The 23,867-nt window shown below is 69.3% G+C and carries 16 protein-coding genes and 1 pseudogene; 2 read left to right on the top strand and 15 right to left on the bottom strand.

The genetic code is table 11. The features are described 5' to 3' along the window. The first annotated feature begins 18 nt into the window (after nt 1–18). Nucleotides 19–747: a CDC27 family protein gene (locus GH681_RS02470; protein ID WP_153159862.1), complete on the top strand. Its 729-nt coding sequence runs from the start codon at nt 19–21 to the stop codon at nt 745–747. 96 nt (nt 748–843) lie between these two features. Here the strand turns inward: GH681_RS02470 and GH681_RS02465 are convergent, their stop codons facing one another. The 9 genes from GH681_RS02465 to prfB form a co-directional block, all read right to left on the bottom strand. Continuing rightward, nucleotides 844–1,248, bottom strand: coding sequence for an H-NS family nucleoid-associated regulatory protein (locus GH681_RS02465; protein ID WP_153159861.1), 405 nt, complete (start codon nt 1,246–1,248; stop codon nt 844–846). Nucleotides 1,249–1,413: 165 nt separating this feature from the next. Next, on the bottom strand, nt 1,414–2,919 hold the full coding sequence (gene lysS, locus GH681_RS02460) for a lysine--tRNA ligase (RefSeq protein ID WP_153159860.1): 1,506 nt from the start codon (nt 2,917–2,919) through the stop codon (nt 1,414–1,416). A 126-nt stretch (nt 2,920–3,045) separates the two neighbouring features. Then, entirely contained in the window at nt 3,046–4,146 is a 1,101-nt protein-coding gene (locus tag GH681_RS02455) for a GGDEF domain-containing protein (RefSeq protein ID WP_153159859.1), read from the bottom strand. A 79-nt stretch (nt 4,147–4,225) separates the two neighbouring features. Continuing rightward, nucleotides 4,226–5,437 (bottom strand): hypothetical protein, encoded by a 1,212-nt coding sequence (locus GH681_RS02450; protein ID WP_153159858.1) that lies wholly within the window; start codon nt 5,435–5,437, stop codon nt 4,226–4,228. Nucleotides 5,438–5,451: 14 nt separating this feature from the next. After that, nucleotides 5,452–8,253: an AAA family ATPase gene (locus GH681_RS02445; protein WP_153159857.1), complete on the bottom strand. Its 2,802-nt coding sequence runs from the start codon at nt 8,251–8,253 to the stop codon at nt 5,452–5,454. A gap of 6 nt (nt 8,254–8,259) precedes the next feature. Beyond that, nucleotides 8,260–8,967 carry a hypothetical protein gene (locus GH681_RS02440; protein ID WP_153159856.1) on the bottom strand — a complete coding sequence of 236 codons (708 nt, stop codon included), beginning with the start codon at nt 8,965–8,967 and terminating at the stop codon, nt 8,260–8,262. Continuing rightward, nucleotides 8,967–10,331, bottom strand: a complete 1,365-nt coding sequence (locus tag GH681_RS02435; RefSeq protein ID WP_153159855.1) for a hypothetical protein — start codon at nt 10,329–10,331, stop codon at nt 8,967–8,969. Before GH681_RS02435 ends, GH681_RS02440 begins: the two co-directional genes overlap by 1 nt. 12 nt (nt 10,332–10,343) lie before the next feature. Then, on the bottom strand, nt 10,344–11,609 hold the full coding sequence (locus GH681_RS02430; protein ID WP_153159854.1) for a hypothetical protein: 1,266 nt from the start codon (nt 11,607–11,609) through the stop codon (nt 10,344–10,346). A gap of 78 nt (nt 11,610–11,687) precedes the next feature. Further along, nucleotides 11,688–12,792 (bottom strand): peptide chain release factor 2 gene (prfB, locus tag GH681_RS02425; RefSeq protein WP_153159853.1). Its coding sequence is split into 2 segments (ribosomal slippage): nt 11,688–12,710 and nt 12,712–12,792, totalling 1,104 coding nucleotides; the frame shifts between segments, so codons are not numbered across the junction. A 132-nt stretch (nt 12,793–12,924) separates the two neighbouring features. On the opposite strand from prfB, the gene GH681_RS02420 reads away from it, so the two are divergent. After that, nucleotides 12,925–14,538, top strand: a complete 1,614-nt coding sequence (locus GH681_RS02420) for a sensor histidine kinase (RefSeq protein ID WP_153159852.1) — start codon at nt 12,925–12,927, stop codon at nt 14,536–14,538. A 25-nt stretch (nt 14,539–14,563) separates the two neighbouring features. Here the strand turns inward: GH681_RS02420 and GH681_RS02415 are convergent, their stop codons facing one another. The 6 genes and pseudogenes from GH681_RS02415 to mutL form a co-directional block, all read right to left on the bottom strand. Next, complete coding sequence (locus GH681_RS02415; protein WP_228111749.1) at nt 14,564–16,606, bottom strand: extracellular solute-binding protein; 2,043 nt, start codon at nt 16,604–16,606, stop codon at nt 14,564–14,566. Nucleotides 16,607–16,616: 10 nt separating this feature from the next. After that, nucleotides 16,617–18,491 (bottom strand): annotated as a pseudogene (locus tag GH681_RS02410) (putative bifunctional diguanylate cyclase/phosphodiesterase). A 451-nt stretch (nt 18,492–18,942) separates the two neighbouring features. After that, nucleotides 18,943–19,518, bottom strand: coding sequence for a hypothetical protein (locus tag GH681_RS02405; RefSeq protein ID WP_153159851.1), 576 nt, complete (start codon nt 19,516–19,518; stop codon nt 18,943–18,945). 25 nt (nt 19,519–19,543) lie between these two features. Then, a complete protein-coding gene (locus GH681_RS02400; RefSeq protein WP_228111748.1) occupies nt 19,544–21,046 on the bottom strand; it encodes a pseudouridine synthase in 1,503 nt (500 codons plus the stop codon). Between the two features lie 11 nt (nt 21,047–21,057). Continuing rightward, complete coding sequence (locus GH681_RS02395) at nt 21,058–21,777, bottom strand: pseudouridine synthase (RefSeq protein WP_228111747.1); 720 nt, start codon at nt 21,775–21,777, stop codon at nt 21,058–21,060. Between the two features lie 82 nt (nt 21,778–21,859). Then, nucleotides 21,860–23,677: a DNA mismatch repair endonuclease MutL gene (mutL, locus tag GH681_RS02390; RefSeq protein WP_153159848.1), complete on the bottom strand. Its 1,818-nt coding sequence runs from the start codon at nt 23,675–23,677 to the stop codon at nt 21,860–21,862. Nucleotides 23,678–23,867 lie beyond the last annotated feature (190 nt).

Below are 23,867 nucleotides of genomic sequence, written 5' to 3'. Positions count from 1 at the left end.
ACGTAGAACGAATCGATCATGCTAGGCATAAAAAAGGCTCCCCTCCTGCTCGCCCTCTGCGCGGGCGCCCTGTCTGGCCTGTCCGCGGCTCCGGCCGAGGCGGGCGACGTGACGATGACGCCCGTCGAGTGGTACGCGCTGCCGGATTTCTGCCGTCCCGCGATCCTCGGTTCGATCTACATCCAGCGCGTGCCTTTCGAACTGCGTGGCACGGCAACGGAAGGCCCCAAGACGTCCGGCGGTGCCAGCAATCCGTCGGGCATTCCTGGGCCCCATCACTTCTGCTACGGCCTGATCCACCTCAGCCGCGCCAAGCGTGGGGGCGAGAAGTTCGATACCGCGGTGAGCGAGTTCAACTACTCGTACGGGCAGATGAACCGGAATGCGCCGATGTTCTCGTACGTGAGCGCCAACCTGGGCCGCGCGCTGTACGGCCAGCAGAAGAAGGCCGATGCGGCGAAGGTGTGGACGGAGGCCATTGCGCTGCAGCCCCAGCGGCGGGAATCCTACCTGGCCCTGGCCGAGGGCCTGCTCAGCGAACATCGCCCCGACGAGGCGCTGAAGGTGTTGCTGAAGTACGAGGAGAACAAGGAAAGCGACTACCCGGACGCCGAGCATTTTCTTGCCCAGACCTACTTCGACCTGAAGAAGTACGGTGAGGCCAAGACCCACGCCGAGCGGGCCTATGCGCTGGGCTATCCGGTGTTCGGCCTGCGGGACAAGCTGAAGCAGCTCGGCAAGTGGTAGCGCGGGTCGATTTGTAGCAAAAACGGCAACAATGATTGGTTCATTGTTGCCGTTTTTGTTTTGTGGCGGGGGCGTCGGCGCGATGCGCCGGGAGACTCAGCGGGGGCGCAGGCTTTCGGGGATGGGCCGCGGCGCGAGTTTTTCGGCGGCGATCTCAAGGGCGTAAAGCGTGCCGCCGGTGACCAGCCAGGCATGAACCCAGTCCGGCGTGGGGCCGACGCCCGACCAGGTGAGGGCCCGGTTGGACGGGTGCATGTAGCGGATCTTCGTTTCGGCTTCGCGGGCGCGGGCGGCCTGTTCGGCGTCTTCCTTGGCCTTGCGTTCGGCCTCGGCGGCCTCGCGGATGGCCTTCTCGGCGGCGGCGCGGGCCGCAGCTTCGGCTTCCTCGACGGCGCGGCGCGCCCGTTCTTCCTCTTCCTTTTCCCGTTTGGCGATTTCAGCCTTGATCTGCTCGGCGAGCGCTTCCAGCTCTGGTAAATCGTAGGACTTCAGTTCGGTCATGGGGCGGCGATGCAGGGGGACGGTCGATGAACCAACGGCGGGAACATATCAGGGCTGAAGGGCCTCCGGGTGGCGATTGTGTGACATTCGTTCCCTGTGTCACACCCGCGGCGGTAGAAAAAACCCGCCGGGCCGGAATCGGGCGGGCGGGGTGTCGATGGTGGCTTATTCGGACTCGGGACGCATCTGCGGGAACAGGATGACGTCGCGGATCGCCGGGCTGTCGGTGAGCAGCATGACCAGCCGGTCGATGCCGATGCCGCAGCCGCCGGTGGGGGGCAGGCCGTACTCGAGGGCGCGGATGTAGTCGGCGTCGTAGTACATGGCTTCCTCGTCGCCGGCGTCCTTGGCCTGGGCCTGGGCCTGGAAGCGGGCGGCCTGGTCTTCGGGATCGTTGAGCTCGGAGAAGCCGTTGGCGATCTCGCGGCCGACGATGAAGAGCTCGAAGCGCTCGGTGATCTCGGGGTTGCTATCCGATGCGCGAGCCAGCGGGCTGACTTCAACCGGGTAGTCGATGATGAAGGTCGGCTCCCAGGTCTCGGCTTCGGCGCAGGCTTCGAAGAGCTGCAGCTGCAGGCTGCCGAGGCCGCCCGGCTTCACCTTCTCGCCGAAATCCTTGATCTTCTGCTTGAGCCAGTCGGCGTCGGCCAGCTGGGCATCGGTGAAGCCGGGGTGGTGCTTGCGGATGGCTTCGACGATGGTCAGGCGGTGGAAGGGCTTGGACAGGTCGAGCTGGCGGCCCTGGTAGGTGAACACTTCGGTACCCAGCGCCTCGCGGGCGGCGTGGCGCAGCAGGCCTTCGGTGAAGTCCATGAGGGTGCGGTAGTTCGCGTAGGCCTCGTAGAACTCCATCATCGTGAATTCGGGGTTGTGACGCGGCGAGAGGCCTTCGTTACGGAAGTTGCGATTGACCTCGAAGACCTTCTCGAAACCGCCGACCACCAGACGCTTGAGGTAGAGCTCGGGCGCGATGCGCAGGAACTGCTGCATGTCGAGCGCGTTGTGGTGGGTGACGAAGGGCTTGGCCGAGGCGCCGCCGGGGATGGGGTGCATCATCGGGGTCTCGACTTCGAGGAAGCCGTGGGTCGTCATGTAGTTGCGGATCGACTGGACCAGGCGGCTGCGGGCCACGAAGGTGTGGCGGGATTCGTCGCTCATGATGAGGTCGACGTAGCGCTGGCGGTACTTGGTCTCGGTGTCGGTGAGGCCGTGGAACTTGTCGGGCAGCGGGCGCAGGCTCTTGGTGAGCAGGCGCAGCTCGGACGACTTGACCGACAGCTCGCCGGTCTTGGTGCGGAACAGGGTACCGATGGTGCCGACGATGTCGCCGATGTCCCAGTGCTTGAAGTCGGCATACACATCCTCGCCCACGCCGTCGCGGGTGACGTAGAGCTGGATGCGGCCGGACAGATCCTGGATGGTGATGAAGCTGGCCTTGCCCATCACGCGCTTGAGCATGATGCGACCGGCGACCTTGACTTCGACGGGCATCGCTTCGAGTTCTTCAGCGGTTTTTTCGCCGTAGATCTCGTCGAGTTTGCCGGCGGTGTTCTCCCGGGAGAAATCGTTCGGATACGCCTTGCCGGTGGCGCGCCATTCGGCGAGCTTTTGACGGCGTTCGGCGATCAGGTGGTTTTCGTCCAGGGCGGGCGTGTTGGTCTGGTCGGACATTTTGGGCTCTTCAATCAACGGAATCGGGTGCGGCAGCATCGCAAAACGCCGCAAAGCCCTGAATTCTGACACATTCGGGCCCGCCCGTCGTGGGCTGGAGGGGGCAACGCGCCGTCCGGCGCCGCCCTACAGGAAGATTTCGTCGATGTCGGACTGGATCTGGGCCTGGCCGGCCGGGGTGGTGATGCGCAGTTTGCCGCTCATGATGAGCTCGTCGAAGCCATTGACCTGGTTGCGGCCGTGCTCCTTGGAGTAGTAGAGGGCCTCGTCGGCGCGGCCGAGGAGCTCGGCCGGCGACAGGCGCGGGTCGATCCGCGAGAAGCCCACCGAGCAGGCCACGCGCCCGACGCGGGGGAAGTCGAAGCGTTCCACGGCGCGGCGGAAACGGTCGAAGATGTTCTGGACGTGATCCTCGGCCACGTTGCGCAGCATGATCACGAACTCTTCGCCACCGAAGCGGAAGAGCTTGTCGTTGCTGCGGAAGCTCTGGCGCATGAGGTCGGCCACGCGCAGCAGCACCTCGTCGCCGAAGAGGTGGCCGAAGTTGTCGTTGATCTTCTTGAAGTGGTCGATATCCACCACGCCCAGCCAGCATGGCTGGGTGATTGCCGGGCTTTGCTCGCGGCGTTCCTGGGGCGCCTTGAGGGCCTGCTCGGCCAGCTCGGCGGCGGCGATCAGGCGCTCGAAGTCGTCGTCGAAGGTCTTGCGGTTGAGGAGCCGGGTGAGGGTGTCGAGGTTGGCGTATTCCCACTGCAGCTGCTGGTTCTCGAAGCAGCGCAGGAACAGCGCGAGGGCGCTGCAGTCGGCGTCACGGGGCGGGGTGCGGGTGTGGATCTCGAGTACCCAGCGGGCCTGGCCGAGGGCGCCGATGGCGAAGGCGAGGCGCCACAGGTCGCCTTCCTGGTGAATGGCGTGGCCGAAGTCGGTCTCGAGGCAGCTGCCCAGCAGCGGATCGACCGGCAACCAGGATTTGCCGTCGCAGACGTCGTCCCAGTAGGTGTCGGTGCCGTCCGACACGCAGCAGCCCAGGAGGCCCACGGTGTGGTCGGGCGGGGTGAAGCGCACCGCGAAGAGCAGGCCGAAGCTGCCATCGAGAAAGCGCATGGCACATTCGGCAGCAGTGCGGAAGATCATCCGCAGATCCCGCGTCCGCGACAAGACCTCGGCGCCTGCGAGAAGATCGAGCAGGCGGGGCGAGGATGGGGACGACGCGGGGGGCGAAGGCATGGCGCGCAGCGGGACGGTATTCGTGTGGAGCCAAATAACGTCCGGCGCCGGGAAATCTGAAGCAGCCCGGCGGGTGCGCTCAGAGATAGCCTTCCTGCTCGCCTTTCAGTTGCTGCTGGTGGATGTGCGCGGCAAGGGCGCGGAGGGCGTCGGGCAGCGGCGTGCCCGCCACCAGCCTGTCGAGCAGGGCCTGGTCGCGCTCGGTGAGGGGGCGCTTGGCTGGCAGGGCGTCGAGGTCGTCGGGGGACATCTTCCAGGGCTGCCAGTCGAGCCCCGCGTCGGTCCACAGGTGCCCGGCCTGGAGCGCGATGGCGATGCCGTCCGGGTCGGGGTCGCAGGCGATCCGCGCGGGGGCCGGCAGGTGACGCAGCAGGGTGGTGACGGCGCGCCGCCACCAGGAGGGCGGGTAGCCGGGCAGCCACAGCACGGCTTCGTCGGGCGGGCTGGTGCGGGCCACGCGCTCGAAGCTGGTCCGGTTCTCGACCAGCCGCCAGACCGACGGCGCGGGGCTGGCGGCGGTGATGGCGTCGATGGTCGCCGGAGTGAGGGCCGCGAAGTCGGGGATGGCAGCGAGGGGCCAGGTGGCGTCCGTCAGGTGCAGCGTGGCCTGGAGGCGCAGCAGGATGAGGGGCGTGTGGCCGCTGATGCGGAATTCGTCGAGGGAGACGGCCTGCTCCAGCCAGCCTTTCTCGGCGTCGCTGATCTGCTTGGTGTCACCCCGGGCAAACTGGGCGAAATCGCGCCAGGTGCCGGCGCGCTGGTCGGCCTGCCAGCGCTCGAGGGCGTCGAGCAGGGCGTGGCGGGCGAGGGCACGGGCCGGGGGCAGGGCGTCGAGGGCTTCCGCCGCGAGGTCGAGCTCGGGGAGCGAGAAGCGGCGCTGACGGAGATCCTGCCAGGCCTTGAGGTCGGCGTCGGGTTCGGCCAGGCCGAGGTCATGCCGCAGCTCGGATGGGGCGATGAAGCGGATCTGCCACGGCCTCCAATGTCCTCGCTCATGGCGCTCTTCGATCTCGACCGAGCCGGCTCGGAGCAAAGTCTGAAGGAGCTGGTCGGCCCTCGTGGTGCGGGTGGGCCCAGCGTCGCGGAGCAACTTCTCGTGGCGGACGGCCTTGTCGGATGCGCGGCGGACCCAGTCGGCGAGGAGCTTGCGGTCTTCCGCCGGCCAGGTGTCGAGGTCGAGCGGCCTGGGGCTGCCGCGGCGCAGCCTGCGTTGGCCCTTCAGGCTCGCCCGCAGCGGGTCGTCGAGCCGGCAGCTGCGGATTCCGTCTGGGTCGGGCGCGCTCCAGTCCATGACCGTCTCCGCCGTCAGATGGCCCGCTGGATGAGGCCGATGGGCGGGGCCCAGTCGTCGCCGGGTTTCTTCTTCCGGGTGACCAGGGTGAGCTGGGCCGGGGCGAAGACGTTGGCGTTGTGGGTGACCGGGGTGGTGATGAGGTACTGGGCGCGGGTGGCGCGCAGGAAGCTGCCGACCCGGTCGATGTTGGCGATGTCCAGGTGGGCGAAGGGCTCGTCGATGAACACGAAGCCGCCGGGGCGGGCTTCGTCCATCAAGAGGGCGATGAGCAGGATCAGGGATTTCATCACCTGCTGGCCGCCGGAGGCTTCGCCGTCGTTGAGGCCGACGGCGCCCTTGCGGTCGAAGTCGAAGCGCACCTCGAGGCCGGCGGCGGACAGCGCCCGGTCGTCGTTTTCGAGGTGGGGCACCGGGCAGTCCACATCCACGTTGGCCAGCTCGCCCAGGGCGCGCAGGTTCTTACCGTACTGGCGCACGGTGGCGCGCAGCTTGGCGATGTAGGCGGCGCGGGCTTCGGTGGTGATGTGGCGGGCGGCGTTGCAATGGCGCTCCCGCTCCTGGTACTGGGTTTCGCGCTCGGTGACGTCGGCGCGCAGGCGGCCGGCGAGGGTGAGCACGGTGTCGTCGGTGACCCAGTCGCCGTCGGCGAGGCGCTGACGCAGGCGGTCGAGCTCGGACCGGGCGCCGCGGGCGTCGCCGTATTTCTCGGCGAGCAGCGCGTTCTGCTGGGCGTCGCGCCAGTCGGCGGGCATGCCGCGGCGCAGCCGGCGCAGGCGCAGGATGCGGCGGGCCTGTTCGGCGCGGCGGGGCGCAGCGGCGTCGGTGAGCTCCTTCAGGCGGCGGGTGAGGCCGTTGATGGCGCCCTTGCGGCGGTCGAGTTCGATGTCGATGCCGCGCAGGCGCTGGTCGATGGTGTCCACCTGGCCCTTGGCCTCGGCGCGGGCCGCGATGGCAGCGGTGAGGCGGGTTTTTGCTGCCGGCAGGGCGGCTTCGGCGGCGTCGAAGGCGTCGGCTCGGGCGGCCAGCAGCTGGGCGGCCTCGATGCCGTGGAGGCGGGCGCGCAGGGCGTCGGCTTCTTCCTTGGCGGCGTCGAGCTGCGGGCGGATCTCGCGCAGGCGGGCGTCGATGCTGTGCATGTCGGCGTCCAGCTGCTTGAGGCGTGCGGCGCGGGCGAGCTCGCCGAAGTGGAACTCGGGCGGCTTGCCCAGGTGCCGGGCGCCGCGGCGCTCCCGGTGGTAGCCGTCGCGGGTGATCCACTCGGTCTCGCGGGGCAGGCTGCGGGCGGCGTCGGCATCTTCGACGCGCTGGATGCGGTTGAGGAGGTCGGCGAGCCAGCGGGGCACGGCGTCGGCAAAGCGGATGACTTCGGCCAGCGAACCGCGGTTGGCCGGCGGGGCGGCTTCGAGCTCGGGCACGATGAAGTGGCGGAAGCGCTCCTGCTCGCCCAGCGCCCAGGCGGCGTGACGGTCCTGCTCGCGCGCCAGCAGCAGCACGTGGCGGTAGGGGCGCAGCACGGCCTCCAGCGCACCCTGCCAGCCCGGATCGGTGACTTCGACGATCTCGGACAGGGCCCGGTGGGCGATGCCGGCTTCCTTGAGGCGGGCGCGGAAGCGGCTGACTTCCGGGTCGGTGGGCGAGCCGCGGGAATCGCGGGTGGCGCGCAGCTGGTTGGTGCGCTCCTCGAAGGCGGCGATGGCATCGCGCTCCTGGCGCTGCAGGTGGAGCAGGCGGGCGTCGGCCTTGGCGTAGGCGGCTTCCAGGTCCACCGCGGCCTCGCCGGCTTCGCGGGCGAGGCGGGCGCGCAGGGTGCTGCGTTCGGCCAGGAGCTTCTCGGCGTCGCGCACTTCGTCGTGGGCGGTGAGGTGGGCCTTCTCGGCTTCAAGGTCGGCGCTGCGGGCGGCCTTGCGCTCGGCGTCGGCGGCGGCCTTTTCGGCTTCGACGCTGCGGATGCGCGTCTGCAGATCGGCGAGCTCAAGGCTGCAGCGCTGCTGGTCGTCCTTGTCGCGGGCGATGTCGCTGCAGGCGTGGCCGATGTCGCGGGTGAGTTCGGTGGCTTCGAGGCGCGGCACGATCTCGGCGGCGAGGGCGCGGGCTTCGTCGTCGAGCTGCTTCCACTCAAGAAAGCGGTCGGCTTCCAGGCGCTTGGCTTCGGCCTGGGCGCGCAGGCGGTCGAGGTCGAGGCCGAGGGCGGCGAGCTCGCGCTCGGCGTTGTTCTGCTCCTCGCGGGCGAGGTCGTAGTTGTCGAGGACTTCCTTGTCGCCGAAGACGTCGAATACGAGCTCCAGCAGCGCCTTGGGGGAGTATTCGCAGAGCTTGTCGGTGTCGCCCTGCTCGAGCGCCAGCACCTTGGCGATGGCCGGGGTGAGGCCGCCCCAGGCGAGGCGGCTCTGGTAGTCGCGGTAGCCGACCCACTCGACGGCCTTGTCCTCGTTGGCTTCCAGCGCCTCGATGGGCACGTCGCCGTCGGCGATGGCGTAGTCGCGGGTCCAGTCGCCGCCGGCGCGACGGATGCGGCAGGCGAGCGTCACCTCGTCCTTCAGACACGGGAAGAACGGGCGCTTGCCGGTGCTGCCCGGGCGGTTGGCGACCACCGCGCGGATCCACGCGAAGCTGCGGTTGGCCCGGCGCACGTAGCGGCGGAAGTCGCGCTTGCCGGAGCAGCGCAGGCCGAAGAGCGTGCGCAGGGCGTCGAGCAGGGTGGTCTTGCCGGAGCCGTTGGGGCCGACGATGGTGATGATCTGGGCGTCCAGCGGCAGGTTGAAGCGGCGCCAGTAATCCCAGTGGACCAGTTCGAGTTGCTTGATGTGGAACATGGGTGCTCAGTCGGTCAGGTCGTCGGGGTCGGCATCGGCATCCGGCTCGGTGGCGCTGAAGGCGTCTTGGGCGGGCGGCGGGTGGCCGGCTTCGGAGAGCACCTCGCCGAGGGTGCCGTAGATGATGCGGTCGGCCATCAGGCGGTAGTCGAGCAGCACGTCGAGGAGCGGGCCCTCGTGGATCATGCCGCCGCGGCGCTCGATGAAGCCCAGCTGGGCGAGACGCGACAGGAGCTTGCCCTGGACGTAGGTCTTGTGGCCCAGCACCGGGGCGAAGTCGGCGAGCAGCGAGGCCTCGGAGAGCGCGCCGGCGACTTCCTCGCCGTGGGCGAGGGGAGCGTCCTTGCCGAACATGTCGCTCTGGCCGTCGTCGGCGAGCTTTTGGCGGTTGATCTGGCGTTCGCGCTTGGGCAGCACGATGAGCGCCCAGATGACCACCAGCAGGGCGAGCTGGTCGCGGGTCAGGCCGACGTTGCTGGCGGCGTATTCGCGGCTGGCGCCGAAGACGGGCTCGTGCACGTCGTCGGCCAGGGCCACGGCCACGTGGGCGGCGTAGGGGTTGTCGATGAGCTGCAGGCCGACCGCCGAGAGGCGGGCGTCGATATCCACCCGGAAGGCTTCGTCCACCAGCGCGCGGCGCACCAGCGGGTCGGTGCGGGGCAGGCTGCGGCTGGCCAGCAGGCGGGCGGTGAGGGTCCGGATCTGTTGTTCCATCAGGCTTGGGGGGCGTGGGGTTCGTCGGGGTCGGCGAGGACCGGGATGGCTTCGGGGGCGGGCAGGCTGCCGCGGGCGCCGACGAGGCCGGCGGACATGCGGGCGATCTCGTCCTCGCCTACCTTGACCATGCCGGCTTCGAACAGCACGTCCAGCGGCAGGCGCATGAACTCGCCGATGGGGCCGTCGGTGGGGCCGGCACTCCCGGATTCGCCATCGCCGCCATCGGCCAGCAGGGCCAGCAGCGACAGGCGGTAGCTGGAGGCCGGGAAGCCGCCGCCGGCCACCAGACGGGCGAGGCTGGCGGGCTCTGCACCGGGCTCGGCCAGTTTGGCCAGGCGCTGGCTGAAGTGCTGCAGGAGGCGCAGGTCTTCGGCCTCGGGGGCGCGGTTTGAGGGGGCGTCCTCGGGGGGCGGCAGGGCGGTGTCGGCCTCGATCTGGCGGGCTTCTTCGGAGAGGGTGAGCTCGGCCCGGTCGAGGATCTCGTGGCCGCCGGCGAGGAGGGTGAGCTCCGGCGCCGGGGCGAGGGCGCCGTCGACGAGGACGGCGAGCTTGCGGGCATCCAGGCTGCGCAGCCAGCGGGCCACGTCGCTGGACGAGATGCCCGAGCCGCCAAGGGTGACGCGCTGGGCTTCGATCTTGTTCACGGCGCGCTGGAAGGCGGCATCGACCCGGGCGAGGCGCGACTGGGCGAGGCCGATGCGCTGGGCGACGCGGGCGAGGTCGAAGGGCACCTCAGGGTCGGCCAGCAGCTCGCGCAGCACGGCGGTGCCCTTCTCGATCCAGCGCATGTTGGCCGACAGTTTGCGGCGGGCGTCGGCGATGCGGAACTCGGAGCCCGAGGCGATGGCGTCCTCGAAATGCCAGGCGAGATCATTGAGCTTGCCGAGCAGGTGGCCGAGGGCTTCCGGGGTGATGCTGCCCACCGCCTGCAGGCCGGCCAGCTGGGCGGTGAGGAAGCCCAGCTCCAGGTCGTCCTCGGCGCTGAAGCTGACCAGCATGCCGATGGCGGCCACCGCGTTGCGGCCGATGTCGGAGAGGGCGTAGAGGTTGTCCTCGCCGATCTCCAGCAGGCCGTTGCCACGCAGGCGGCGCAGGGCGGTTTCGAGCTTGACCGGGTCGAGGAAGGCGAAGCGCTGGCGGAGCTGATCCGGGCTCCAGCGGGGGGATTCGCTCTCGCGGCCGATCTCGCGCAGCACCATCAGGCGCATCAGCACCTCGGCCTCGCTGCCGTGGAAGAGGGTGCTGAAGGCGGCCAGCAGCGGCCGGGCGTGGAGCAGCGGGGCGAGCTCGGGTACGTCGTCGGCGACGACGCCGGGGGCGAGGAACTCGTGGAGGTGGCTGTCGGGGCGGACGTCAGACATGGGCGCCTCGGGTCAGCGGAACAGGGCCAGGGCGGCGATGCGGCGGTCGATCTCGTCGCTCATCTGCCGGTAGGCGGGCGCCTCGGGGCTGCCGAAGCGGCGGCGGAACTCGTCGGCCATCATGTGCTCGGGCAGGCCGTCGATGGGCGGCAGCAGGGCGGCGTCGGTGAGGCCGGCGGCGACCGCGGCGGCGAGGCGCTCGGGGCTTCGGGCGGCGAGCTGGCCGAGGCGGGTGCCGGCCCGGTCGGCGGCGAGGTCGACGAAGGAGAAGCCGCTGCCGCGCTGGGAATCGTCGATCTCCTTGTCGAGGCCGATGGCCTTGGCGAGGGGCGCGCCGGCCTGGGCGGCGATGGCGGCGGAGATCACGAAGTGCTGGGCGAGATCGCCCCGCTCGCGCAGGGTGAGGGTGACCGGCCGGGGCTTGGGCCAGCGGGCGGCGTCGGGGATGAGCATGCTGATGTTGCGGCCCGACAGATGCAGGGCGGTCACGAGCAGCACGTCCCGGTAGGCCTGGGTGCGGTCGGCGCCGGGCTGCCCACCGGCTTGCTGGAGCAGCGGGCCGAGCACGTCGGCCAGGGCGACCTTGCGGCTGCCGGGCGAGGCGCGGCCGAGGGTGTCGACGAACAGACGCTGGGCGGCGGCGAGGCGCTGCTGGTCGGCCGGGCTCAGGGCCAGGTTGCGGGCGGAGTCGAGGAGTTCGGGCTGCCAGACGTAGGTGACGGTGACGTCGGCTGGGGTGATGGCGACCTTCGAGATGGTCTTTTTGAGCAGCGCGACTTCGGGCGCGAGATCGGTGTGGCGGATGTACTGGGCCAGCAGCGCCTCGAACAGCGCGCCGGGCAGCGGGATGCGGCCGATGCGCACCTGCTCGATGTCGATCTGGCTGCCGCCGCTGGCGCCGAGGCTGGCTTCGACGTTCACGAAGCGCCCGACGCCGAGATCGGCCAGCAGGCGCGGAAGGGTGGCGGTGTAGCGCACGTCGGCGCCGCCCTGGCGCAGGTCGAGGCTGGCGGCACCGCGGATACCGCGGCGAGCGGCAAAGTTGAGGAGGGCTTCGAGATCGCTGCCGGCGAGGCGCACGTCGCGGGTGGTGTTGGGGGCGAGGCGGCGTGGGTCGTTGCGGCGCAGGATGTCCCGGGCGCGGGAGATTGAAGCGGCCGAGACTTCGTCGCTGGCGGTGACCAGCGGCTGGTCTTCAAGGGCCCGACTGACGAGAAAGAGCGCGGAGGCCACCAGCAGCAGGAGGACGGCACCGAGCCAGGCGAGCAGACGGGACATGGTGATGGAAATCGGGTGAGGAGTGAGGTGGCCGAGATCGGGATGCGGCGCGCCGTCGCCCCGCATCCCCCGGCAGGCTTACACGCCCTGCTTGAGGCTGGCCTGGATGAAGCCGTCCAGGTCGCCGTCGAGCACGCCCTGGGTGTTGCCCACTTCGTAGTTGGTGCGCAGATCCTTGATGCGGGACTGGTCCAGCACGTAGGAACGGATCTGGTGGCCCCAGCCGATGTCGCTCTTGGCGTCTTCGAGCTTCTGCTGTTCGCTCTGGCGCTTGCGCAGCTCGAGCTCGTAGAGGCGGGCGCGCAGCATGGACCAGGCTTCGTCCTTGTTGCGGTGCTGGGAGCGGTCGTTCTGGCACTGAACGACGATGCCCGACGGGATGTGGGTGAGACGCACCGCCGAGTCGGTCTTGTTGATGTGCTGACCGCCGGCGCCCGAGGCGCGGTAGGTGTCGGTGCGCACGTCGGCCGGGTTGATCTCGATCTCGATGGAGTCGTCGACCTCCGGGAACACGAACACCGAGGTGAAGCTGGTGTGGCGGCGGGCGTTGGAGTCGAAGGGGCTCTTGCGGACGAGGCGGTGGATGCCGGTTTCGGTGCGCAGGAAGCCGTAGGCGTATTCGCCGCCGACCTTGATGGTGGCGCTCTTGATGCCAGCCACTTCGCCTTCGGATTCTTCGAGCAGCTCGACCTGGAAGCCCTTGCGTTCGCAGTAGCGCAGGTACATGCGCTCGAGCATGCCGGCCCAGTCCTGGGCCTCGGTGCCGCCGGCGCCGGCCTGGATTTCGATGAAGCAGGCGTTGCCGTCCATCGGGTTGTTGAACATCCGGCGGAATTCGAGCTCGCCCACGCTGGCTTCGACGGTGGCCACATCGGCCTCGACGGCCTGCATGGTGTCCTCGTCGTCTTCCATGGACGCGAGTTCGAACAGATCCTTGCCGTCGGCAATGCCCTGCTCGATCTTGTCGAGGGTCAGCACGACGCCTTCGAGGGCTTTCTTTTCCTTGCCGAGCTCCTGGGCCCGGGCGGCGTCGTTCCAGATGTCGGGATCTTCGAGTTGCTTGCTGACTTCGATCAGCTTTTCAGCCTTGTTGTCGTAGTCAAAGATACCTCCGAAGTTCGAGCTCCCGGGCCTTCAGGTCGGCGAGCTTGTTGGAGATGGCGTTGAGGCGTTCTGCTTCCATGATCGTGGCCCTGGCGGATTCGGGAAAACCTCGAACTATATCATGAGCTTCCTGCTTGGAATGGGCCGCCGCGGTGGTTCGCCCGGGGGCCGGTCGTGCTAGTCTCGCCGGCTCAGGATAAGTGGATAAATCATGAGTCAGACCCCATTGGATAACCGGACCAGGCTGCATCAGGGCGGACGCCTGCTGCTGGCCCGGGTGCGCTGGATCACCCTGCTGGCGGTGCTGCTGGGGCTGGTGGCCGCAGGGGCGACCACCTTTGCCATCGAGCGTTTCCTGGGCGAGGAGCGGGCGCGCGCCGATCTGGCCCGAGATCTGGCCCGCACGACCCGCGTGCTGGCCCTGACGATGCAGGGGCAGCTGTGGGATTACGCCCGGGAGAGCGCGGAGGGCATCGTCCGGTCGCTGGCGGCCGATGACCGGCGGATCGTCTCGGTGGTGGTGTTCGACCGGGCGGGCAGCCAGCCGTTTGTCGAGTACGTGGGGGCGGGGGCGGCCGATGCTGCCGCGGTGATGCGCAGCGAGGTGGACATCGACGCCAACGGCGAGGTGATCGGCAAGGTGGTGGTGACGATGAGCGCCGCGCCCTACCTCGAGGTGGCTGCGGATGCGGTGCGGCGGACCATGCTGATCACCATTTCGATGCTGGTGCTGGGCGGCATGCTCATCATGGCGTTTCTGCAGCGCCGGCTGCTGCTGCCGATGGAGGCGCTGGCTGCGGCGGCAGGCCGGCTTTCGACGGGAGACCTGGGCGGCGAGATCCGCCCGTTGCGCGACGACGAGCTGGGCGGCGTGGCCCGCGCGCTGGAGAACATGCGGGTGGCGCTGCTGGGTGCCTTCGAGGATCTGCACGCCAAGAACCGGGAGCTCACCGCCCAGTCGGCCCTGCTGGAGCAGCGGGTGGCCGAGCGAACCGAGGCGCTGTCGAAAGCCAATGACGATCTGCGCGGCGCGATGGAGGCGCTCAAGAGCACCCAGAGCGGGCTGATCGAGGCGGAGAAGCTGGCTTCGCTCGGCAGCCTGGTGGCGGGCGTCGCCCATGAGCTCAACACGCCCCTCGGCAACGCGATCACGGTGGTGACGACGCTGGAGGATCAGCTTGCCGAGATGGAGCGACGGGTGGCTTCCAACACCCTGCGGCGCTCCGATCTCGATCAGCATCTGGTTGAAGCCCGGCAGGGGCAGGACATCCTTCAACGCAACGTGACCAAGGCCGCCGATCTGGTGCGTGGCCTCAAGCAGCTGGCGGTGGATCAGACGACCGACATGCGCCGGCAGTTCAGCCTGGTCGAAGTGGTGGACGAGGTGCTGATCATGGTCCGGCCACGCTTCAACCATACGCCTTACCGCATCGAGACCGATCTGGCCGAGGTGAGCATGGACAGCTACCCTGGCCCCCTCGGGCAGGTGCTGACCAATCTGGTGCTCAATGCGCTGACTCACGCCTTCGTCGGGCGGACGTCGGGCTGCGTGACGATCAGCGCACACCTGCGGGATGACGGCCAGCTGCTGCTGGTGCTGCGGGATGACGGCGTGGGGATTGCGCCGGAGGTGCGTCGGCGCTTGTTCGAGCCTTTCGTCACGACGAAGATGGGGCAGGGCGGGTCGGGCCTGGGGCTGCACATCGCCCGCAACATCGTGATGGGGTTGCTGGGCGGCACCATTGACGTGGTGAGCGAGCCGGGGCGGGGGGCAGAGTTTCGTGTGGCGATCCCCCTGACGGCGCCGGAGCGCCCGGCGGCCTGAGTGCTGACGGGGGGCTGCGGCCTGGTCAGGGCAGGTAGCCGGAATCCCGCATCTGCTTCACCGTGCGGGCCTGGGCCCGGTGCATCGTCTGCGCCGCGCTCTGGCCGCCGGTGAGGGCCTGGGCGATCTCCTGGCCCACGGCGTTGCCGATGGCCGGGAATTCGGGAATCGACAGCACCTGGATGCCGGTGTAAGGCACTGCCCGCAGGGTCGGGTTGCGCGGGTCGGCGGTGGCGAGGGCGTCGAGCACGAAACCGGAGAACGGTGCGGCGGCCTTGTAGGCCGGGTTCTGGTAGGTGGACCTGCGGGTGCCCGGTGGCGCGGCAACCCAGCCCTGGTCGGCGGCAACCAGGCGGATGTAATCCTTTGACGTGGCCCAGGTGATGAACGCCAGCGCCGCCTGCTGCTTGGTGGTGGAGGCGGGGATCGCCAGCGCCCAGGTCCACAGCCAGTGGGCGCCCCGCACCGTGACCGCCACCGGCGCCGGGGCATAGCCCAGCACCCCGGCGACTTTCGATTCCTTCGGGTTGTAGAGGCTGCCGGCGGCCACGGTGGCGTCGATCCAGATGGCGCAGCGTCCGTCGGCGAAGAGCCGCAGGTTTTCGTTGAAGCCGTTGCGCTCGGGGTGGGGCGGGCCGTAGTTGCGGAGGGTGTCGAGATACCAGTCGACGGCCCTGATCCATTCGGGCGAGTCGATCTCGGGCGTCCAGTCGGGCCGGAACCAGCGGCCGCCAAAGGTGTTGGCCAGGGTGCTGACGGTGGCCATGTTCTCGCCCCAGCCGGGGCGGCCGCGCAGGCAGATGCCGTACTGCTGTTGCTCGGGGTGATGGAGCTGGCGGGCGAACCGCTGGATATCCTTGATGGTGGGCCGCGCCGGCATCACCAGCCCGGCCTGGCGGAAGAGATCGGCCCGGTAGTAGGTCATCGAGCTCTCGGCGTAGAAGGGCAGGGCGTAGAGGGTGTCGCCCACGGTGAGCTGCTGGCGGACGTTGGGCAGGATGTCGTCGAGGTCGTAGCTGGCCGGCAGGCCGGTGATCGGGGTGAGCCAGCCGTTGCGCCAGGTCTGGGCTTCGTTGGGGCCGATGGTGATCACGTCGAACTGGCCGTCGGCGATGGCGAGGTCGCTGAGGGTGCGGCGGCGCAGGATGTTTTCTTCGAGCACGCGCCATTCGAGCTCGATCCCGGGATGCGTCTTTTCAAACTGCCGGGACAGGCGCTGCATGATCTGCATGTCCGGGTTGTTGACGGTGCCGATGGTGATGCGGACGCCTTTGCCCTTGGGGCTGGCAGGTACCGAGAGCCCGTGGCGGGCGAGGATGCGGCCCAGGCTGCCGTCCTTCTCGAGGGCCTTGAGGCCGGCGTCGAAGGCCTGCTGCAATTCGGCGTGGCGAGGGCTGCTGACGGGAAAGGCCAGGTGGAAACTGCTGGGAAACAGCACCGGCGACAGGAATTCCAGCTTGCCGATGTACTGGGGGCGCTGCAGGGCCATCAGGTCGGCGGCGAGGTACTTGTCGATCAGCACCAGATCAATCCGGCCATTGGCGAGCTTGTCGAGGTTCTGCAGATCGAGGGCGACCCGCTCGGTGCGCAGCGGGGCGACGGCGGCCGCTGCTGCGCCGGAGAGGCTGCCGCGGGTGATTCCGAAGCGCCGGTCGGCCAGGGCTTCGAGGGCGGCGGCCGGACGGCGGGCGGCATCGGCGGGCAGACGGATCGGGGAATCCTTGCGCTTGAGCAGCCCCAGCTGGTCGCCGGGCAGCGGGGCGGAGAGGAGATATTCGGACTTCAGGGCTGGGTCGGCATGAACCGGCATCCAGCCGTCCACCTCGCCGGATTCGGCCATGTGGCGGGCCCGGTCGGGGGGGTAGAAGCTGGTCTGGACCTGATACCCGCTGCGGGCGAAGGCGGCCCGGGCGACTTCGGGTACGTAGCCCTGGTCGGGCAGGGTGGCACCGGCGTAGGGTTCCCGCTCGATGGCGGCGAGGCGCACGATGTTGCCGGCCACTGCCGTCGGGAGCAGGCCGCCGAGAAGGACGAGCCCGGCGGCGAAGCGGATCAGCAGGATGTGCAAGGGGCGCACCTCAGTAGGGGAGCGGGTAGCCGTCGCGCAGCCCGGCGAGCCAGGCGGCGAGTTCGGTGCTTTCCATCGGCCGCGCGAAGAGGAAGCCCTGGGCCTCGTCGCAGCCGAGCTGGTGCAGTGCGTTGGCCTGGGCGACCGTCTCGACGCCTTCGGCGATCACGCTGAGCCCGAGGTTGCGGCCAAGCTGGATGACTGTCTGGGCGATGCTTCCGCCGGCGCCGCTGGTGGTCTGCATGGCGCGGATGAAGCCCCGGTCGATCTTCAGCCGGTCCACGTCGAGCTGCTGGAGGTAGGACAGGGACGAGAAGCCGGTGCCGAAATCATCGACAGCCACGCTGATCCCCAGCGCCTTCACCTAGCGGATGACGCCGGTGATGTAGTCGGGCTCCAGCATCGCCATGGATTCGGTGATCTCGAGTTCGAGCAGGGCAGGATTGATGCCGGTGTCGGCAATGGCGCCCTGGAGCGTCTGGATGAAGCGCGGGTGGCGGAACTGGGCGAGGGAGACATTCACCGCCATCCGGAAACCGGCGAAGCCGGCCTCGGTGAGGGCGACCTGACGATGGCAGGCGTTGCGCAGCACCCACTGGCCGATGTCGACGATCAGCCCGGAGTATTCGGCGATGGCGATGAAGCGCTCGGGCGGGATCAGTTCGCCGCTCTCGGCCTTCCAGCGCAGCAGCGCCTCGGCACCGACGATGCGGCCATCGGCAAGATTGATCTGGGGCTGGAAACACAGGAACAGGCGGTCGTGCTGGAAGGCGCTGCGCAGGTTGCGCAAGAGGCGCACGCGCTCCTGCACCTCGGTGCCCATCTCGCGGTCGTAGAAGCAGTAGCTGCCGAGCCCGCTGGCCTTGGCGCGCTTGAGGGCGATGGTGGCGTTCTTGAGGGTATCGGCGCCGTCGCCGGGCACTTCGGTCAGCATCACGCAGCCCTGGCTGGCGGAGATCATCTGCTCGGTGAGGTCGATCTCGAAGGGCTCCTGGAACAGCCCGGCGATGGCTTCGGGATTGAGCAGCGCGCGGGGGCCGAGCAGGCCGAAGGTGTCGCCGTGCACGCGGGCGACCATGATCTGGCGGGCGCAGTGCTCCACCAGCCGGTCGGCCACGGCGCGCAGGATGCGGTCGCCGTAGGGGTGGCCGAGGGCTTCGTTGGTCTCGGAGAAGTGGTCGAGGTTGAGGAGGATGAGCAGCTCGTCGCCGCCCTGGCGCCGGCGGTGGTCGATCTCCTGGACCAGCCGGGTGCGGTTGGGCAGGCGCAGCTGCGGGTCGACGAAGGCCGACGCGTTGAGCTGGGCGAGCAGGTCGAGGTTGTCGAGGCACACCGCCATGTTGGTGCAGAACACGTCGATGAGCTGCTGGTCGGTGTCGGCGAGCGGCGTCACGGTGTCGATGTAGGCCGCCATCATCATGCCGGAGCGGCCGCCGAAGAGCAGCACGGTGCGCGTGCCGTTGAAGAGGCTGGTCTCGTCGGCCAGGCTCTTGATGAGCATGCCGCGCACCTCGCCGTCCTCAAGCCGGTCGAGGGGCTGGTTGATCAGACCCAAATAGCGCCCGACGGCGGCTACCACCCGCAGGTTGGCCGCATCGATCGGCCCGCTGTTCTGGCGGCGGGTGATGATCAGACCCTCGGTCGGCAGGCCGAGCAGGCCGGTGATCTGGGTGATGACGCCGGCGGCGAAATCACTGATGCCCCGCTCGGCCATCAGGCGGGCGCTGCCCTGGACGATGAGGTCGAGGCCCCGCCGGCTCGCCGAGATGATGTGGAGCTGGCTGTAGGAGCGGATTGCCGCGGTGAGCGTGGTGTAGAGCTTGATGCGGGTGAGCTCGGACTTGGTCCTGTAGTCGTTGATGTCGTAGTCGCGGACCACTTCCATTTCCGGCGCGTAGCCCGGCTGGCCGGTGCGCAGGATGATGCGGATCTCCTGCTGGCCAAGTTCGTCGCGGATGTGGCGGACGAGTTCGAGCCCGGCGTTGACCTCTTCCATCACCACGTCGAGGAGGACCACCGCGATGTCGGTGTGCGTGGCGAGGATTTGGCGGGCCTCGGCGGCGCTGTGGGCGTGGAGGAAATCGAGGGGGCGCCCGGCGATGGGCAGGTTGCGCATCGCGAACACCGTGGCCTGGTGGACATCGTCTTCGTCGTCGACGATCAGTACCTTCCAGCCGGGCTGGAAGGGGGCACGGCTTTCATCCTCGGCGCAGAACAGGATTTCGTTGTGTTCGTCGACCACTACGCCTCCCATGTTGCCATGATGGTTATAGCCAGGATTGACGGACTGCGCGACGATGAGTTTAGTTTCCGGGTGAGCCTGCCGGCCTTGCCCGTTATGGGCTGACCGCCTTCTTGCAGGCCTTGTACTTGGTACGGCAGCGGTTCGAGCACAGGAACTCGGTGTTGTAGTCGCCCTTGGGGCAGGCACCGAGGCAGCGCGTGTTGGCGGTGATGCACTCGGTGAGCGAACCTGTGGGGACCGGCGTGCGCAGGGCCTCGCGGGTGTCTTCGTCCTTGTCGGGCTCCTTGCGCATCAGCCGGAAGGTACCCCGGGAGCTGGCGTCCCGCCGGCCAGCCTGGGTGTAGCGGCCCTCGAACATGCTCGTGGAGCAGGTTCCCACGAAACGCAGCACCATCGATGAGGTGAATGGCACGGTGAAGTCGCACTTGTCGCCCATCATCTCGCCGGAGCTGATCTGCCCGACCGCCGAGATCGGCGGGCTGGCCTTGACCCGGCCGACCAGCACGCCGTGAAGGTCGCGCAGTTCGACGGTGACGGTGATCGGCCCGGCGAAATCCTCGGGCAGCAGCATGCCCTCGTAGAGCTTGTCCTCGGCGCAGGCGCCTGCCGCGGCCAGGCCGAATAGGAGCGAGCAGACTGCCTGCCGGAGGAACGCACATGGTTTCATGGGAGTTTGATGCGATGTGGGTATTCTAGAACAGTTCGTCGGCACCGAGGTAGCGCCATTGGCCCGGCGGCAGATGGCCCAGCATCACCCGGCCGATGCGCACCCGCTTGAGTCCGACGACCTTCAGGCCGACAAGTTCGCACATCCGGCGGATCTGGCGCTTCTTGCCTTCGCGCAGCACGAAGCGCAGCTGGTCTTCGTTGAGCCAGCTGACCTTGGCCGGGCGCAGCGCCTCGCCATCGAGGGACAGGCCGTGGTTGAGCAGCTTGAGGCCCTCGTCCGACAGCGTGCCTTCGACGCGCACGTGGTATTCCTTCTCGATGCTCGAATCGTCGCCGATCAGCGCCCGGGCGATCCGCCCGTCCTGGGTGAACACCAGCAGGCCGATGGAGTCGATGTCGAGCCGGCCGGCGGGCGCGAGGCCCCGGTGGTGGCTGTGCAGATAGCGGGTTTCGGACGGGTCTTCAGCCCAGCGGTTCTCGGCGGTGATCAGCACGCTGGCCGGCTCGTAGCCGTCTTCGGCCTGACCGGAGACGTAGCCCACCGGCTTGTTGAGGAGGATCGTCACGCGGCGGTCCTGGGCGGTCTGGCCGCGGCGGTCGAGCTCGACCACCTGGCCCGGATGCACCCGCGAACCCAGCTCGCTCACTACGCGGCCATCCACGCGAACCCAGCCCTTCTCGATGTACTCGTCGGCCTCGCGGCGGGAGCACAGGCCCAGCTCGGTCATGCGCTTGGAGAGACGGATCGAACCGTCGTCGCGCAGCGGCGAGGGTTGCGGCGCGGGACGCGGTTCGCCGGTCCATTGCTTGCGTTCGTGGCGCGGCGGGCGATCGGTGGCCGGACGTTCGGCGCTGCGCTCTCCTTGGGGGCGGTCGCCAAAGCCACGGGGCTTGTCGCCGTAGGGGCGGGCGGGGCGATCACCGGAAGGACGTGCCGGGCGGTCTCCAAAGCCACGGGGCTTGTCGCCGTAGGGGCGCGGGGGCCGGTCGTCGCCGGTGCGGGGCGGGCGGTTGTCGTCACGGCGCGGGCCGCGGTCGTCGGCGCGGCGCTCGCCGTAGGGGCGGGCGGGGCGGTCACCGGAAGGACGTGCCGGGCGGTCGCCAAAGCCGCGGGGCTTGTCGCCGTAGGGGCGCGGGGGCCGGTCGTCGCCGGTGCGGGGCGGGCGGCTGTCGTCGCGACGCGGGCCGCGGTCGTCGGCGCTGCGCTCGCCGTAGGGGCGGGCGGGGCGGTCACCGAAGGGACGTGCCGGGCGGTCGCCGGCCGGGCGCGGGGGGCGATCGTCGCGGGGCCTGTCGTCGCGGGGCGGGCGGGCGTCGTCGGCGCGGCTGCGGCGGGGCGGCTCGGCGTTGGCCTGGTCCGGGTAGGAGGCCTTGCTGCGCTTGCGCCAGTCGTTGCCGCCGCCGCGTTTGGCCGGGGCGGGATCGGCGTCGGCGCTGTGGGTGGCGGGGGCGGCGGTGCGCGGTTTGAGCTTGAGCGTGCCTTCGGAAGTGGGCAGGGGCGCGCGGCGGCGGGGCGTATCGGTCATGGCGGGCCCTTTCAGGCAGCGGGATGCAGTTGTTGGAGGTCGGCCGCTTCGAGGTAGACCCATTCGCCTTCGGCTAGGCCGGCGAGGACGCCTTCGCCCAGCGCGAGGCCGCCGAAGCCGTGGCGGTGGAGTTTGTCCACGTGGTTGCCGGCGGCGGCGATCATGCGTTTGACGACGTGGTACTTGCCCAGGTCGATGGACATTTCGAGGGTGCGCGGGGCCAGCAGGCGGGCGGTGAGGGCCTTCACCGGCTGGGGCTCGTCGATCAGGCTGACGCCGGCGAGGAGGCGTTCGACGAGGGCGTCGGTGCCATCTTCGGCCAGTTCGGCGCGGTAGATCTTGGGCACGTGCTTCTTGGGGGACGACAGGTTGTGGATGAAGGCGCCGTCGTCGGAGAACAGCAGCAGGCCGGTGGTATCCACGTCGAGCCGGCCGACGCTCTGCACGTTGCGCACCACCAGCGGATGGGGCAGCAGCGAATACACGCCCCGGTGGTGCTTGGGTTCGTGGGAGCACTCGAAGCCGGCTGGCTTGTAGAGGGCGAGGTAGGTCGTCTCGCGGTAAGTCCAGGCTTCGCCCTCGATCTCATAGACAAGGCCGGCGGTGGGGATTTCGGCGCCCGGGTCATCGACGATTTCGCCGTTGATGCGGACTTCGCCGAGTTCGACGAGCTGCCGGCACTGGCGGCGGCTGCCGAAGCCCTGGTTCTGGAGGATGCGTTCGAGTTTCACGGGAAGAGCGGATTTCAGGATCAACCCGATATTGTCGCCGCCCCGGCGGGGGAGGGCAACCGCAGATGTTTCGCTGGATGTGTCAGCGACCGCGCAGGAACAGTTTGTCCAGGTCGGCCATGGAGAGTTGCGTCCAGGTGGGGCGGCCGTGGTTGCACTGGTCGGCGCGTTCGGTGGCTTCCATTTCGCGCAGCAGGGCGTTCATCTCGGGCAGGGTGAGGTTGCGGTTGGCGCGTACGGCGCCGTGGCAGGCCATGGTGGCGAGGAGCTCGTTGCGGCGGGCGGTGACGACTTCGGTGGCGGGGTAGTCGCGCAGCTCGGCGAGCAGGGCGCGCAGCAGCTCGGCCACCGGGGCGCGGGCGAGGAGGGCCGGTACGCTGCGCACGGCGAGCTCGGTGGGGCCGGCGGGCCCGATCTCGAAGCCCATGCGCTCCAGCAGTTCGGCGTGCTCTTCGGCGGTGGCCATGTCCTTGACGCCGACGCCGAAGACGGCGGGGATCAGCAGGCGCTGGACGCCGGGGGTGCCGTCGAGGACGGTCTTGAGGCGTTCGTAGAGGATGCGTTCGTGGGCGGCGTGCATGTCCACCACGATGAGGCCGGTTTCATTCTGGGCCAGGATGTACACGCCGTGGAGCTGGGCGACCGCGTAGCCGAGGGGCGGGGCGAGGTCGCCGGCGGGCATCGGGGCCGGGGCGGGCGACGTGGTCGGGCCGGAGCGCGGGGCGAAGGCGGTGGCGGCAAAGCCGGGGGCCGGGGCGTCGGCGGGGCGGGCCGAGGCGGCGAAGTCGAAGTAGGCGCGGGACGCCGGCTCCATCGCCAGCCGGCCCTGCTGGGGCGGCGGGAAGTGATGGGCGGTTTGCGCTGCAGCCGTGGGCTGGGCCTGCGGGATGTCGCTGACGGCGGCGGATTCGCCGGCCTGGGCGGCGCCAGAGGCGGCCAGCGCGCGGTTGAGGGCGTGGTAGACGAACTGGTGCACCGCACGGGAATCCCGGAAGCGCACCTCGATCTTCGCGGGGTGCACGTTGACGTCCACCCCGAACGGGTCGAGTTCCAGGAACAGCACGTAGGCCGGGTGGCGGCTGCCGTGGAGGATGTCGGCGTAGGCCTCGCGGATGGCGTGGGTGACCAGCTTGTCGCGCACGAAGCGGCCGTTCACGTAGAAGAACTGGGCGTCGCGGCTGCTGCGCGAATACGCGGGCAGGCTGGCGAAGCCGGTGAGGCGCAGCAGGCCCGATTCGGCCTCGATGCTGCGGGCGGCGCCGACGAAATCGTCGCCCAGCAGCGCGCGGACGCGGGCCTCGCGGCGGCCGGCGGCAAGGCGCAGGCTCACCCGGCCGTTGTGGGTGAGCTGCATCGCCACGTCGGGCCGGGCCAGCGCGATGCGGCGGAACACGTCGTCGCAGTGGGCGAACTCGGTGCCTTCGCTCTTGAGGAACTTGCGCCGGGCCGGGGTGTTGAAATACAGGTCGGCCACATCCACCACGGTGCCGTGGTTGAGGGCGGCGGGGGCGAGCTCGCGCGGGTCGGCGTCGATGCGCCAGGCGTGGCTGGCGCCCTCGAAGCGGCTGGTGATGCTCATCCGAGACACCGCCGCGATGGCGGCCAGGGCCTCGCCGCGAAAACCCATCGTGCCGACGTTTTCCAGGTCGTCGAGGCTGGCGATCTTGCTGGTGGCGTGGCGCTCGAGGGCCAGCGGGAGCTCGTCCTTGGGGATGCCGCAGCCGTCGTCGGCCACCCGGATGCGCCGCACGCCGCCTTGTTCGAGCTGCACGTCCACCACCGTCGAGCCGGCGTCCATGGCGTTTTCGAGCACTTCCTTGAGCACCGAGGCGGGGCGTTCGACCACCTCGCCGGCGGCGATCTGGTTGATGAGGTGTTCGGAGAGGCGGTGGATGGGCATCGGCGGCTTCCTGTTCGGCAGGGGCGGATTGTAGCCGCTGCAAGCAGAAACGCCCCGCTCGGCATGCGGCGGCGGGGCGCCGGGCTTCATGGCGTCGTTCTTGATGGTGACTTCCACCTTCGACGGCGAGGCGGTGCGATAGCGGCTCAGGTTGAGCGTGGCGGTGCCGCTGGCGTCCGCACCCTGGCCA

The sequence above is a fragment of the Zoogloea sp. 1C4 genome (genome assembly GCF_009469605.1).
Lineage (GTDB): Bacteria > Pseudomonadota > Gammaproteobacteria > Burkholderiales > Rhodocyclaceae > Zoogloea > Zoogloea oryzae.
Note: the sequence above shows the minus strand (reverse complement) of the source record. Positions and strands in the feature narration are given on the sequence as shown.